The 13,585-nt window shown below is 68.3% G+C and carries 13 protein-coding genes; 7 read left to right on the top strand and 6 right to left on the bottom strand.

Features of this window, described 5'->3' with window-relative positions; translation table 11 throughout:
• The first annotated feature begins 55 nt into the window (after positions 1-55).
• The gene (locus tag GV790_RS02760; RefSeq protein WP_163810125.1) at positions 56-682 is read left to right on the top strand and encodes a TetR/AcrR family transcriptional regulator; all 627 of its coding nucleotides are present in this window, start codon (positions 56-58) and stop codon (positions 680-682) included.
• A 102-nt stretch (positions 683-784) separates the two neighbouring features.
• On the opposite strand, the gene GV790_RS02755 is transcribed toward GV790_RS02760, so the two are convergent.
• Positions 785-1,255, bottom strand: a complete 471-nt coding sequence (locus GV790_RS02755) for a GtrA family protein (RefSeq protein ID WP_375139362.1) — start codon at positions 1,253-1,255, stop codon at positions 785-787.
• Between the two features lie 164 nt (positions 1,256-1,419).
• Between GV790_RS02755 and GV790_RS02750 the strand changes: the two genes are divergently transcribed.
• Together GV790_RS02750 and GV790_RS02745 are read left to right on the top strand one after the other, a co-directional pair.
• Positions 1,420-2,364 (top strand): ATP-binding cassette domain-containing protein, encoded by a 945-nt coding sequence (locus GV790_RS02750; protein ID WP_163810123.1) that lies wholly within the window; start codon positions 1,420-1,422, stop codon positions 2,362-2,364.
• The gene (locus GV790_RS02745) at positions 2,361-3,140 is read left to right on the top strand and encodes an ABC transporter permease (RefSeq protein WP_163810120.1); all 780 of its coding nucleotides are present in this window, start codon (positions 2,361-2,363) and stop codon (positions 3,138-3,140) included. The genes GV790_RS02750 and GV790_RS02745 overlap by 4 nt, the downstream gene beginning before the upstream one ends.
• Before the next feature lie 394 nt (positions 3,141-3,534).
• Here GV790_RS02745 and GV790_RS30915 read toward each other — a convergent pair whose 3' ends face one another.
• Both GV790_RS30915 and GV790_RS02735 read right to left on the bottom strand, forming a co-directional pair.
• Positions 3,535-3,696: a hypothetical protein gene (locus tag GV790_RS30915; protein WP_256672975.1), complete on the bottom strand. Its 162-nt coding sequence runs from the start codon at positions 3,694-3,696 to the stop codon at positions 3,535-3,537.
• A 297-nt stretch (positions 3,697-3,993) separates the two neighbouring features.
• Complete coding sequence (locus tag GV790_RS02735; RefSeq protein ID WP_163810116.1) at positions 3,994-4,737, bottom strand: GntR family transcriptional regulator; 744 nt, start codon at positions 4,735-4,737, stop codon at positions 3,994-3,996.
• A gap of 11 nt (positions 4,738-4,748) precedes the next feature.
• On the opposite strand from GV790_RS02735, the gene GV790_RS02730 reads away from it, so the two are divergent.
• A complete protein-coding gene (locus tag GV790_RS02730) occupies positions 4,749-5,876 on the top strand; it encodes a DUF1152 domain-containing protein (protein ID WP_218586366.1) in 1,128 nt (375 codons plus the stop codon).
• Between the two features lie 130 nt (positions 5,877-6,006).
• Here the strand turns inward: GV790_RS02730 and GV790_RS02725 are convergent, their stop codons facing one another.
• A complete protein-coding gene (locus GV790_RS02725; protein WP_163810112.1) occupies positions 6,007-9,141 on the bottom strand; it encodes a BTAD domain-containing putative transcriptional regulator in 3,135 nt (1,044 codons plus the stop codon).
• Between the two features lie 485 nt (positions 9,142-9,626).
• Between GV790_RS02725 and GV790_RS02720 the strand changes: the two genes are divergently transcribed.
• The 3 genes from GV790_RS02720 to GV790_RS02710 are packed head-to-tail and all read left to right on the top strand — an operon-like array spanning position 9,627 to position 11,734.
• A complete protein-coding gene (locus GV790_RS02720) occupies positions 9,627-10,265 on the top strand; it encodes a GIN domain-containing protein (RefSeq protein ID WP_163810110.1) in 639 nt (212 codons plus the stop codon).
• Between the two features lie 7 nt (positions 10,266-10,272).
• A complete protein-coding gene (locus tag GV790_RS02715; protein WP_309138973.1) occupies positions 10,273-10,482 on the top strand; it encodes a ferredoxin in 210 nt (69 codons plus the stop codon).
• A 31-nt stretch (positions 10,483-10,513) separates the two neighbouring features.
• Positions 10,514-11,734 (top strand): cytochrome P450, encoded by a 1,221-nt coding sequence (locus GV790_RS02710; RefSeq protein WP_163810108.1) that lies wholly within the window; start codon positions 10,514-10,516, stop codon positions 11,732-11,734.
• 122 nt (positions 11,735-11,856) lie between these two features.
• Here GV790_RS02710 and GV790_RS02705 read toward each other — a convergent pair whose 3' ends face one another.
• Together GV790_RS02705 and GV790_RS02700 are read right to left on the bottom strand one after the other, a co-directional pair.
• Positions 11,857-12,996, bottom strand: coding sequence for a glycosyltransferase family 4 protein (locus GV790_RS02705; protein ID WP_163810106.1), 1,140 nt, complete (start codon positions 12,994-12,996; stop codon positions 11,857-11,859).
• A gap of 77 nt (positions 12,997-13,073) precedes the next feature.
• On the bottom strand, positions 13,074-13,538 hold the full coding sequence (locus GV790_RS02700; RefSeq protein ID WP_163810104.1) for a DUF3592 domain-containing protein: 465 nt from the start codon (positions 13,536-13,538) through the stop codon (positions 13,074-13,076).
• Positions 13,539-13,585: the final 47 nt, after the last annotated feature.

Here is a 13,585-nt window from a genome sequence, read left to right as displayed (position 1 = left end):
GTTAACAACTCAGAACGTACACGCTCTCGGCGATAAATGAAACTGGAGTCCCGTTATGGCAGAAGAATCGCAGGTCCCGGGGTCGGTCCGGCCCGGTGGTCGCACGGCCCGGGTGCGCGCGGCCGTGCTGGATGCGGCCGGTGATCTGCTGGCCGAAAACGGCTTCGCGCGGCTCGATCTGGCCGAGGTCGCTGCCCGCGCCGAGGTCGGCAAGACCACCGTCTATCGCCGCTGGCGTACCCCCACCGGGCTCATCGCCGATCTGCTGGTCGACATGGCCGAAACGTCCGTCTCGCGTGCCGACACCGGTTCCCTGCTCGGTGATCTGACCGCCAACGCCCGCCTGGTCGCGAAGACCCTCACCGATCCTCGCCAAGGCCGGCTCTTCCAGGCCGTCATCGCCGCCGCCACCTGCGACGACACCACCGCCGCCGCCCTGCGCCGCTTCTACGACATCCGCCTCACCGAATGGGCCCCCTGCGTCACCGCCGCCATCGACCGAGGCGAAGCTCCTCCCGGCACCGACCCGCGCGCCGTCCTCGCCGCGGTATCGGGCCCCCTGTACTACCGCCTTCTCGCCAGCGGCGACCCGATCGACGATTTCGCCGCCCGCAGCGCCGCGCAATCGGCCGCCGACGCGGCCGCGCGGGGGACGTTCGTTCGTGAGTCCTCCACCGGCTAGTGCTGCGCTCATCCAGGATGAGCCCGTTCACGGCAGGGAGGACCCGCGTGGCGTCGGCGAACCGTGCTGCGCGCAGCAGCAGGCAACCATGGATCGAGCAGACTAGAACAAGCCGCGCAGGGCGAGGAAGCGCAGACCGCCGACCGCCGCCATCACCGCGAGCACCAGCGACGCCCTGGTGATCTCGTCCAGGCCGGGTGCCAGGAATTCGATGCCCGCCAGCGCGGCCGTGCTGGTGAGCAGGCCGAGCAGCGCCAGCCCGCCGCCCTGCCATTGCGCGGTGAACCAGCCGATCCGGCCGGCTGCCCGGAAAGTGAGTCTGCGGTGTAGTTCGTTGGCGATCATCGTGCTCACGATCGAACCGGCGGCATTGGCGGCCAACGGGCCGAGGCCGGCGCAACCGAGGAAAAGCAGCAGGTAGGAGATATTGCTGGCGCCGCCGACCGCGGCGAAACGGATCAGCTGCGCGAGGGGGTGCGCACCGAACAGGAACTGCCGTGCGCGGGTGGCCCATTCCGCCGGCATCGTCGAGACGAAGACGGGAGCGGTGGCGGCGAATGCGGTGGTGTTCACGGCAATGACGGTCGCCGACCCGGCTGACGGCGGGCTGACGCCGAACTGACATACCACTGGCACGACACGAGAAGGCGCTGTCAGAACACGCGTCAGGTCGCTATCAGCGCACGTATCAGGACGGTGTCAGGCCGGTATCAGCCGCACCGGCGACGGTAGTTGCCATGAACAGCACAGCAATTGCGGCCTCCGGGCTGCGGAAGTCCTACGGGGACAAAACAGTCCTCGACGGCGTCGACCTCACCGTCGACGCGGGCACGATCTTCGCCCTGCTCGGCCCCAACGGAGCCGGCAAAACCACGACCGTCAACGTTCTGACCACGCTCTTGAAAGCCGACTCCGGCACCGCCCGCGTGGCGGGCCACGATGTCGATGCCGAGACCAAGGCGGTCCGCGCGTCCATCGGCGTCACCGGCCAGTTCGCCGCGGTGGACGATCTGCTGACCGGCGAGGAGAACCTGCGGTTGATGGCCGATCTGCACCGCCTGCGCGGCAAGGACGGCAAGCGGGTGATCGCCGAGCTGCTGGAACGATTCGATCTGGACGGATCGGCGCGCAAGCCCGCAGGCAGCTACTCCGGTGGTATGCGCAGGAAGCTGGACCTGGCGATGACGCTGGTCACCAAGCCGGAGATCGTCTTCCTCGACGAGCCGACCACCGGGCTCGACCCGCGCAGCAGGCGCACCATGTGGGAGATCGTGCGTGAGCTCACCGCAGGCGGCGTGACGATCTTCCTCACCACCCAGTACCTCGAGGAAGCCGACCAGCTGGCCGACCGCATCGCGGTACTCGACCAGGGCCATATCGTGGCCGAGGGCACCGCCGAGGAACTCAAGCGCCGCGTCCCCGGCAGCCACATCCGGCTGCGCTTCACCAGCAGCACCGAACTGGCCGCGGCCGCGCGCATCCTGTCCGGCGCCACCGCCGACGAGGACGCGCTCACGCTGAGCGTGCCCGGCGACGGCAGCTCGGCCGCGCTGCGTGAGCTGCTGGACCGGCTCGCCGCCCACTCCATGGAGGCCGCGCAGGTTTCCATCCACACCCCCGATCTCGACGACGTTTTCCTTGCCCTGACCGGGCACGCCACCACGGAGGCCGAAGCACGATGAGCACCGCGACCGCAACCAGCAGCCTGTCCGCCGCCCTGTTCGATTCGTCGGTGATGTTGCGCCGCAACTTCACCCACATCACCCGCTCACCCGTCACCGTGTTCAACGCGGCGCTGATGCCCGTGGTGATGATGCTGATCTTCGTCTACGTCTTCGGCGACGCCTTCGACGTCGGCGGGGATTACATCGATTACGCCGTGCCGGGCATGCTCATGCTTGCCATCAGCTACGGGCTGTCCGGCACCGCCGTCGCGGTGAGTTCGGACATGACCAAGGGCGTGATCAACCGGTTCAAGGTCATGGATGTGTCCAGGGGCGCCGTGCTCACCGGCCATGTCGCCGCGAGCATGGTCACCAATATCGTCGCCATCGCCGCCGTCATCGGCGTCGGTTTCGCGCTCGGCTTCCGCTCCCCGGCCGATGCCGTGCAGTGGCTCGGCGCCCTCGGTGTCCTGCTGGCCACCGCGTTCGCCGCCGCCTGGCTCACCGTCGCGCTCGGCATGTCGGCGAAAACCCCTGAGGCCGCGGGCATGTCGGTGGTCCCGCTGATCATGCTGCCCTTCCTCAGCAGCGCGATCGTCCCCGCCGACAAAATGGGCCCCGGCGTGCGCCAGTTCGCCGAATACCAGCCCTTCACCCCGATCATCGAATCCGTCCGCGGCTTCCTCGCCGGCACCCCCTCCACCGCCGACACCCTCACCGCCCTCGCCTGGTGCGCAGGCTTCGCCATCATCGGCTACGTGTGGTCCCGAGCGACTTTCAGCAAGCGAGCGTGAACCCCACACGCTCTTCCCGTCCCCCTCCGCATCGCCTCGGTGAACTCGTCGCCGAGGCGATGCGCCGTTGGTGGGGTACGGCAAGCAGGCCGTAGCCGCGATCACCAGCAACGGGAGCCCACTCGCGACCCCGTACCCGGCGGCTATCCAACCGATCACTGCTGTCGTCCGATCGACCAGCGCGCGAAAGACAGACGAGGACAAACTGATTCGACGTCGGCTTCACGGCTGTCGGCCATCGTGGCTGCGGCCATCGACGGAACGCGCAGCCCATAACCGCACATAGGCTGTCGGCCCATCACACAACCTATCCGGCTCCGCCGCGCCGACAACCTATGTGATGTGTGGACATGAAGACCACTCGCGACCGCGTACCCGGCGGCTATCCAGCCGCTCACCCCTGCGCACCGATGATGGACCAGCGAGCGAAAGACAGTCGCGGATTTACCGATTCCACGTCGCCGTAGTGCATGACAGCGTTGAGCGTAATCGGATCCAGGTGGTCGGGCGCCGGAATGATCAACGCATCGGCTTCGGCCTCGCGCACCTGATCCACTAACGGAAGAACCGAACCTTCGCGAGGCCATTCGAGTAGGTAGCCGAGGCGGCGCGCGAGCTGCCGTATCCGAGCGGCATCCCATTCCGGAGCTCGGGTGAGTTCTGCGTCGATCCATCCCAGCGCGGTCGGTTGTTGCCGCATTGTGCCCCCATCTGTCGTGTCGTGGTGTGCACCCGCCGCCGGGGATTCGGGGTATGCACCCGACGGCGAGGCCAAGTGAACTATGACACATGACACTCAAAGTGTCATAGGACACTTTGAAGACGGGAGAATTTGCGATCCAGCCACGGTGAACTAGAGGACTATCGGATATTCCGCCCGGAACGCCCAACGTTCTGGTGGATACACCGCTTCGTCGAACTGGATCGGGTGACCATCGGGGTCGTAGGCCGTCAGCCAATAGGCGAGCACGGGCGTGTGCTCGGGCAGCATGAGTACCTGGCGTTCATGCAGACTCGCCTGTCGCGCGCAGACTTGGTCGCGAGCGTATGCCGATCGAATATCCAGTACGTCGGCGAGGTATCGAACAGTTCCTCCACGTAATCGCTCGGCGTCCAGCAGGCGCGGAGCTGATTCAGCCAGCGAGGCGTCGAACCACGAGGTCGACAGCTCGATCGGTCCGCTGCTGCCGTCGATCAACCGTTGCCGCTGGATCACTGGCGAACCTGAGGGAAGACCGAGTGCGTCCGCCACATGTGGAGGCGAATCGACGATCCCGACAAACGGGAACTTCACCGACTCGGAGTCCGAATACATGGTGCCCAGCGCAGCCGCCCGCTCGAATCTTTCCCGTGCCCGGGGCGCAGCTTGGGGAGACCGGACGTAGGTGCCGCTTCCGCGTCGTGATTCGACGAGTCCCTGCTGCCGTAGTGAATCGAGGGCCTTACTTGCGGTCGGCCGCGCGACCTGCCACTGGGCCGCGAGTTCACGTACTGACGGCACCTCTCCGCCGGGAGGGAGGTCACCGCGCACAATCTGATCGCGGAGATAGCCCGCGATCTGCAAGTACTTCGGCAGGACCTCTTCGATTTCGGGCATTCTTCCTCCGGGTGTCCTACGCCACCGGACAGTGTACGATCAACCGATCTATGCCCCGTAGAGCACTCGCGATCGCCGCCGGTGGAGGCGGTGATGTCGTCACCGCCTCGATAATTGCGGCGAAGCTTCGTCGTCGGTTCGATGTGGTGGCTCTCATGAGCTACTCGTGGGACCGCCTGATCGTAGATCCGGTTCCCGGGCCGCGTGGTCGTGGCGATTTCGATGGTCTGATCCGGCATCACGAACTTGTCGCCGAAGTGACCGCGTCGACACGTCTGCGCGGCGCCGGCCGGTCGACATTGCCTCCGCTGATTCCTTACTTAGCGCAGCCATTGTTGCTGATGGATCCGGCAGGTGGTGCGGTCGGCCTTGCGAATCAGCTACGCACTGCCGCACAAGTTTTCGACGCGGATGCTCTCGTTGTTGTCGATGTCGGCGGCGACATCCTCGCCGAAGGACACGAGGCCGGGTTGCGCAGCCCGTTGGCCGATTCGCTCACTTTGGCCGCAGCCGCAGCGGCGGGCGTTCAGTTGTACTTGCTTGTCGCCGGGATCGGGCTCGATGGTGAGCTGACCGTCGCCGAGTTGCGCGCACTATTGGGCCGCCATGGAAGCACCGTTGCGGGGGAACTCGGTGCAGATGACGCGTCGGCGGTGGCGGAGGTCTGGAACTGGCATCCGTCCGAGGCCAACGGACTACTGTGCGTCGCCGCCGAGGGGTGGCGCGGCACAGTGGAGACACAACGCGGTGCGTTCGTCCGCGTCGATGACGAGTCGACCGCGGTGTACGAGGTCGACGCCGCCGGAGTTGCTGCCCACTCTATGGCAGCCGAATTGACCGACACGGTCTCACTAGAGCAAGTCGAGCAGCGCGTTCGAAAACGTCTCGGCTACAGCGATATCGACATCGAACGCGATCGGCTGGCCGCCGGTTTCGGGGTGGATCCGCCGACCACGGTCACAGTTGACGAGATCGACCGCTATGCACATTCCGCGTCCCTGCGTGGTGCCGACGCGCTGACAATCCGTCGAGTCATCGAATTGACCGGGGCGGTGGGAGCCGATGGCGGATACGCGGTGCGCGAGCTACTCGGCCGGGAACGGCCTCGCAACTGGCGGCCACCCCTGTATCTGGTGTGACTCGTGGAGGGCGCTCGCGAGGGTCGGTCGGGGAATCGGTGACCGGTGGTGCCTGCGAGCCCTTTACCGTGCCAGCGCAATCGAAGCCGGGCCTCGACGAAACCCGCTCCGCGCGTCAGCTTCGTGACCTTCACGAACCAAGTGTCCGCGCGACCAACTCGCCCCGATCCACCACAGACCCCTCCTCCATCGCCACTGCAAACCCCTTCTCCCCGAGGTGGATCCGCGCCTCCTCCTCGATGGCAGCCGCGTCCGGATGAGAACGGTCGGGCAGCCCGCGGGCGGCGGTGCTTGCCGCGAGCAGGCGGGCGGCTTGCTCGAAATCTCCGGAGCGCAAGGCCAGATCTGCGATACCGACAAGGATTTGGGCGATCAGGGCGGCGTGCCCGGAGAGGGTGGCGGCTTGGTAGGCGGTGGTGTGGTGGGTGCGGGCCTCGGTGAGGTCTTCGGTGAGGTAGCCGCGCAGGGAGTGCAGGGTGGCGGAGACGTTGGGTTGGTCGGCGTCGGGGCCGAGGACGGTGCGGGCGAGGTCGATCTGCTGGTGGGCGAGGGCGGTGTCGCGGGTCCAGCGGGCGAGTTCGGCACGGGCCATGGCGACTTCGGCGAGGGAGGTCGGCCAGCCGGTCTGGTCGGCGCGGCGCTGCGCTTCGGCCAGGGCGGCCGCGCTCGCGTCGGGGTCGTCGAGCAGCCAGTACAGCTGCGCTTTCCTGGCGTGGATCGGCACCAGATCCTCGATCGCGCCGACTTCTGTGATGACGGCGGCGGCCTCGTCGTACAGTTCGCACGCCGCCCGGAATTCGCCGCGTAGGGCGGTCCGAGCGGCCAGCTCGGTCAGCGCGAACGACATGCCCCAGCGTTCGCCGATGGCGCGGAACTCGGTGAGCGCCTGTTCGAGGTATTCGTCGGCCGCGGTGCCCTCGTGTCCGAGCACGGTGCGCAGTTTGCCCAGTTGCAGCCGGGCCAGTGCCCGCACCCAGGGGTCGTCGTCGGTGAGCAGGGCCTCGAAGGCGGGCAGGAACGCGTCGGGGCCGGTGAGCATGCGGTCGAGCGCGGTGGTGAACCGCAGCGCCGGATGGCCGCCCTCGACACCACGGCCGGCCGCGCACGCCTTGCGGATCCATTCCGCGATGTGCTGTTCGTCATTGCGGCCCGCGCTGACGAAGTGCACGACGAGCCCGTAGACCATCGCCTGCGTCTCTGCATCGACGGTGCCGCCCGATTCGGCTGCCGCGACGACGTATTCGGTGCCCTCGGCCTTGTGCCCGCCCAGCCACCAGTACCAGCCGGCGGCCGCCGCGAGCCGCGTTGCTCCGTCGGCGTCGCCTGCGCCGAGTGCACCACGCATGGCCGCGGCGATGTTGTCGTGTTCGGCTTCGAGCACGGCCAGCCATTTCAGCTGTTCCGCGCGGCGCAGGTGGGGTTCGGCGGTGGCGGCGAGGTCGGTGAAGTACTTCAGGTGAGCACGTCGGGCGGTTTCGGCGTCGCCGGATTCGGCGAGCCGATCGGCGGCGTACTGCTTGATGGTTTCGAGCATCCGGAAGCGCGGATTATCGTCCGAGGTGACCAGCAGCAACGATTTCTCGGTCAGCGCGGTCAGCAGCTCGAGCACCTCCCACTGTTCGACCGTGCTGCCGTCGGCGCAAACATGTTCGGCCGCTTCCAGATTCGCGCCACCCGCGAACATCGCGAGCCTGCGCAGCACCGTCCGTTCGGCCTCGCTGAGCAGTTCCCAGCTCCAGTCGACCACCGCGCGCAGGGTCCGGTGCTGGGCGATCGCGGTGCGGCTGCCGCCGGTGAGCAGCCGGAACCGGTCGTCGAGGCGGTGCGCGAGCTGATCGAGGGACATGGTGCGCAAGCGCGCCGCCGCCAATTCGATCGCCAGCGGAATGCCGTCGAGGGCACGGCAGATCCGGGCCATGGTCGCCAGGGTCGCGGGGTCGCTGCCGAGATCCTTGCGCACCGCACCTGCCCGGTCCCGCAGCAGCGCCACGGCGGGGGATTTCGCGATGGTGTCGGGGTCCGCGTCGGCGCCCGGCAAGAGCAGGGGTTCCACCTGCCACAGCGCCTCACCGGTGATGCCGAGGGGTTCGCGGCTGGTCGCCAGAATGCGCAGCCGCCGGCACTCGCCGAGCAGGCGATGAGCAAAGCCGGCCGCGGCCTCGATCACATGCTCGCAGTTGTCCAGGATCAGCAGGGTTTCCCGGTCGCGGATCGCCGCGATGAGCCGATCCATCGGTTCGGTATCGGCCGTGCTGCCCAGCAGCGCGTCACGCAGCCCGAAGGCCGACAGCGCCGCCTGCGCCAGATCGCCGCTGCCATCGGCGCCCGCCAGTTCCACCAGCCAGGCGCCGTCGGGCAGATCACCGAGCATGGAGTGGGCGGTTTCGGAGGCCAAGCGGGTCTTGCCGGAACCACCGGGGCCGGTCAGCGTGGTGAGCCGGTGCGCGGCGATGAGTTCGCGCACCGCGGCGATATCGCTGCGCTTACCGATGTAGCTGGTGAGTTCGGCGCGCAGGTTCGTGCTGCGCTGCTGCGGACGTGCGCCCACCTCGCCGCGCAGCAGGGCGACGTGCAGCGTGGACAGCTCCGGTGACGGGTCGACGCCGAGTTCATCGGCGAGCGCCTCCCTGGTGCGCTGGAACACCGTCAGCGCTTCGGCCCCGCGCCCCGCCGCGGCGAGCGCCCGCATGAGCGCACCGGCCAGCCGTTCCCGCGCCGGATGCTGGGCGATCAGATCGGTCAGCTCGGTGACCAGCTCGGCCCCGCGACCCAACCGGATCTCCGCTTCGTACAGATCCTCCATCGCCGACAGCCGCAAGTTGTCGTATCGGGTGACGACCGCGGCGACGTCATCGCTGTCGCCCAGATCCTGCATCGCCGGCCCGCGCCACAGTTCCAGGGCCTCCCGCAGCAGCCGGGCCTGAGACGCGTCATCGCCGCCGCGCGCCTGATCGAGCAGTTGATCGAAGCGCACCGCGTCGACGGCTCCCGGCTCGATGGCCAGCCGGTACCCGCCCGCCTGCACATCGAGCGCGCCCTCGGGCAACACCCGGCGCAAACGGGAGACCAACGCCTGCAAGGCATTAGCGGCATCCGCTGGCGGCTGCTCGCCCCAGATCCAGTCGACCAGCTTGGTCTTGGCGACCGCGCGGCCGGGCTCGAGCGCCAGCGCCACCAGCAACGCGCGCAACCGTGCACCCGGTATCGCTATCAATCCACCGTCAGCTGTCCGGATCTCCAGCGGGCCGAGCATCGTGATCTGCACCGGCTCATTCTGCCCGGGCCGTCAACGGTGCGCCCGGCGTCGCCCCCCGGGGGCGGGTGGTCCGGGCGGTAGGCCATGCATGGTGCCGGCGGGTTGCCGGTTGCCGGCCGGTCGACCGGCCTGCGTGGTTGGCGCTGCGTGTGGCGCCGACGGATGGTGTCCGGTCGTCAGCCAGCTGTGCGGTCTCGCTGGTGGGCCGTGCCCGGCGCCGCGCGAGATCGTGTCCGTGCGGCCCGACGTGTGCCGGCCGGGTGGTGTGCAACGGGATCGTGGATCGTTCCGAGCGGTTCGCGCGAGGTGTTCATCCGGTCGAATGCCGTGGTCAGCGGGGTAGAACCGCGTGCTCAATGAGGCCGCCCGGCATATCAGGCGGGGCATCAGCTCGGTGTCAGGTCCGTATCAGCCGCCCCCGCGACAGTAGTCACATCAACGCAACAGCGACCGCGGCGAGCAGGCAGCGGGAGCACGATCTCGAGGAGAACCCCATGTACACCTTCCAGACCCCGCAGCCGATCGCCGTCACCGTCGACGTCCTGGCCGCCGATGTCACCGTCATCGCCGCCGAACGCACCGACAGCGTCGTGCTGGTCCGGCCGGCCGACGCCGACAAGAAGGCCGATGTGCGCGCCGCCGAGCAGACCGTCGTCGAATTCGAGGCGGGCACCCTGAGCGTGATCACCCCGAAGAACTGGCGCAGCCACACCCCGTTCGGCGGCAACCCGCGCATCGAGGTGACCATCGAGGTGCCCGTCGGCTCGGAGCTGACGGCCACCAGCGGCGTCGGCCGCGTGCTCGGCGCCGGCGAGCTCGGGCACTGCGATCTCACCGTGTCGCTCGGCGACATCATCGTGGAGCGCCCGCAGGGTTCGGTGACCGCCAAGACCGCCAAGGGCGATATCCGCATCGGCGCCGCCACCCGCGGCGATATCCGGTTGGAGACCTCGGTCGGCGAGCTGGAGATCGGCATCAACCCCACTAGCGTCGCGCAGCTGGACACGGCCGCCACCGTAGGTGCGGTGCGCAACACCATCGCGCCCGTCGTCGCCGAGCCGGTGGACACCGTGCAGGTGTTCGCGCGCACCACCCAGGGCGACATCGTCATCCGGCACGCCGTCGCCGCCTGAGCCGGGCGTGACCGTGCCGGAACTCCAGGTAGATCGCGAACGCTGCATCGGCGCGGGCATGTGCGTGCTGACCGCGCCCGCGGTGTTCGACCAGCACCCCGACGACGGCCGGGTACTGCCGCCGGCTTCCGCTCCCGACGTGGAGTGGGAGCCGGCGGTCGCCGAGGCCGCACTGCTGTGCCCCTCAGGGGCCATCACTCTCATCGACCGCGATTAGATCCGATTCTTCTCTCCGACAAGGACATCCGATGACCGACACCGTCTCCGTCCCGCACGGTCTGCCGCAGCAGCGCGACGCGGGCCCGTTCGATCCACCGAGCGCGATCACCCGGTTGCGTGCGGCCCGCCCGGTCAGCCCGCTGCTCTTCCCGGACGGCCACGAGGGCTGGCTGGTCACCGGTTACGAGGCAGTCCGCGCGCTGCTGGCCGACACCCGGTTCAGCTCCCGCCAGGACCTGGACATCATGCACATCCCGTACGAGACGCCGGGCATGCCGTTTCCCACCGAGCCGTCGCCGCAGATCCCCGGCCTGTTCATCTCCATGGATCCGCCGGACCACACTCGGTTGCGGCGCAAGCTCATCGGCGCGTTCACCGTCCGCAGGATGCGCGCGCTGGAAGAACGCATCGCCGAGATCGTCGAGGAGCGTCTCGACGCCATGGCTGCGCTCACCCCGCCGGTCGATCTGGTCGCCGAATTCGCGCTGCCGGTGCCGTCGCTGGTGATCTGCGAAATGCTCGGCGTGCCCTACGAGGACCGCGCGAACTTCCAGGCCAACTCCGCGCAGTTCCTGGTCAAGGACCAGACGGTGGAGGAGAAGATGGCGGCCTTCGGTGCGATGCACACGTACCTGGCGCAACTGGTCGCCCGCAAACGGGCCGAGCCCGGTGAGGACATCCTGTCCGACCTCGCCCGCGACGAGGATCTCGGCATTGATGAGCTCACCGGTATCGCCTTCCTGCTGCTGCTCGCCGGTCACGAGACCACCGCGAACATGCTGTCGCTCGGCACCTTCGCGCTACTGGAACACCCAGACCAACTGGCGCTGCTGCACGCCGAACCGGAGCTGATCCCCGACGCTGTCGAGGAACTGCTGCGCTATCTGTCGGTCGCCGACATCTTCTATCGCTACGCCACCGAGGACATCGAGCTGTGTGGTGAAACGATTCCGGCCGGCTCCACCGTCGTCGTCTCGCTGCTGGCCGCCAACCGCGACCCGCTGCGATTCGAGGAACCCGACCGGTTCGACATCCACCGCAAGGCGCGCGGTCACGTGAGCCTCGGGCACGGGATGCACCAGTGCCTCGGCCAGCAGCTGGCCCGGATCGAGATGGCCGCGGGCTTCGCCGGCCTGCTGCGTCGCTTCCCGACCCTGTCGCTGGCCGTGCCCGCCGACCAGGTGCCGCTCCGAACCGATATGAACATCTATGGCGTGCACGAACTTCCGGTCACCTGGGAGGTCGGGTAGCGACGTTCCATGAATCGGCTCGTCGCACCGGCATCCGGGTTCCGCGCCCGGATGCCGGTCTTCGTCGTTCTTCTCGAAGAGGTGCAGGCGGACGGCATTGGCCGCGGTGTCGAGCGATCGATCTAGGCCGAACGCGGTATCCGGTACTCGGTGCCGATCACGTCCGCGTAATGGCCCATCAACTCTTCGCAGATCGCCGGCCAGGTGCGGTGCAGCACCGATTTCCGGGCCGCACCGGCGAAGCGGGCGCGCAGCACCGGATCACGCAGGGCCGCGACGGCGCTCGGCAACAGTTCGCTGAACCGATCCACCGGCAGCAGATACCCGTTGCGGCAGTGCGCGATGAGGTCGCGCGGGCCGCCGGCATCGGGTCCGATCACCGGAACCCCCGAGGCCAGCGCCTCCTGCACTCCCTGACAGAAGGTTTCGTGTTCGCCGGCGTGCACCATCACATCCAGGCTCGCGTAGGCCTGGGCCAGTTCGGCACCGCCGAGTTCCCCGGTGAACACCGCGCCCGGCATCAACCGGGTCAGCCGGGAGCGTTCGGGGCCGTCGCCGACGATCACCAGCTGGATATCCGGATCGTGCGCGAGCGCGGCCAGCCGCTCGACATGCTTCTCCGGCGCGAGCCGTCCGACGAAGCCGACGATCAGCTTCTCCGGGCCGGCCCATGACTCTCGTAGCGCCGCTCGCCGCGCCGACGGCGTGAACCGCCCGATATCCACCCCGCGACCCCACCGATGCACCCGCGGAATGCCGTGCCGAGCCAGATCCGCCGCCGCGGCCGACGACGGCGCGAGCGTACGGGCCGCGCTCTCGTGAATCCGCCGCGTCCATGCCCATGCCGCGCGACTGGCCAGCCCGAGCCCATAACTCTTCGCGAATCCCGCGACGTCGGTCTGATACACCGCCACCGCGGGCAGATCCAGCCGCAGCGCCGCCCCGAGTCCACCGGCGCCGAGCAGGAACGGCGAGGCCAGGTGCACCACATCGGCGTCGAAATCGGCGATGGCGCGCACCATGCCCGGTTGCGGCAGGCCGACGGGCAGGGAACTGATCTTCGGCACCATCACCGCGGGCACCCGGTACACCGGGAACCGCCCGTGGAAGCGCGGCGCGGGCGGCTGCCCACGCAGCGTGTCCGGCGCGATGATCAGCGCGTCGTGCCCGTGCTGGTCCAGATGATCGAGAACCCGGAGCACGGAGTTGACGACACCGTTCATATTCGGCAGGAAAGACTCCGACACGATGGCTACGCGCACGTCTCCAGTGTGATCGGTGGCGCCGTCAGCCCAGTCACGCCGACATGACACCCACGCGAAGTTCCGGCGAACACCTCTCAGACCTTCGCGGTCGCCACCTCGACCGGCCTGCGTTCGGTTCGCCGCAGAATCCACAGCGTGGGCAGCGCGAGCGCCCACGTCACCGCGATCACCGACAGCGCGGGCGGTATCGCGACCCGTACGTCGCGTCCGGCGACCCGCACCAGGTCGGGATCGGCCCGGTTGTATTCGACGTTGATGTGCTCGCCCTTGGTGAGGTTGGTGGGGTAGAGCACCCCGACCTTCGGATTGTGCGTCACACCATCGGGCGTCACATACTTCACCGCCGAGCGCAGCCGGCCAGCCGAGATCACTTCACCGGTGGTGCGGCCCATATCCGAACTGATCAGATAGTCGTTGCGCCAGGCCGCCAGCACCAGCAGACCTATCAGCACACTGACCACGATGGCGGCGGTGAGCACCGCGATCCGCGCCCGCCGCAGGCGTACCGGGCGCCCCTCCGGCTGACTGGTTTCCGACACCGCCACAGGTTACTGGCCCGCCGAACCGCGTGCCCGTCCGCCATGTG

It is taken from the genome of Nocardia cyriacigeorgica (genome assembly GCF_010858045.1).
Classification (GTDB): Bacteria; Actinomycetota; Actinomycetes; order Mycobacteriales; family Mycobacteriaceae; genus Nocardia; species Nocardia cyriacigeorgica_E.
Note: the sequence above shows the minus strand (reverse complement) of the source record. Positions and strands in the feature narration are given on the sequence as shown.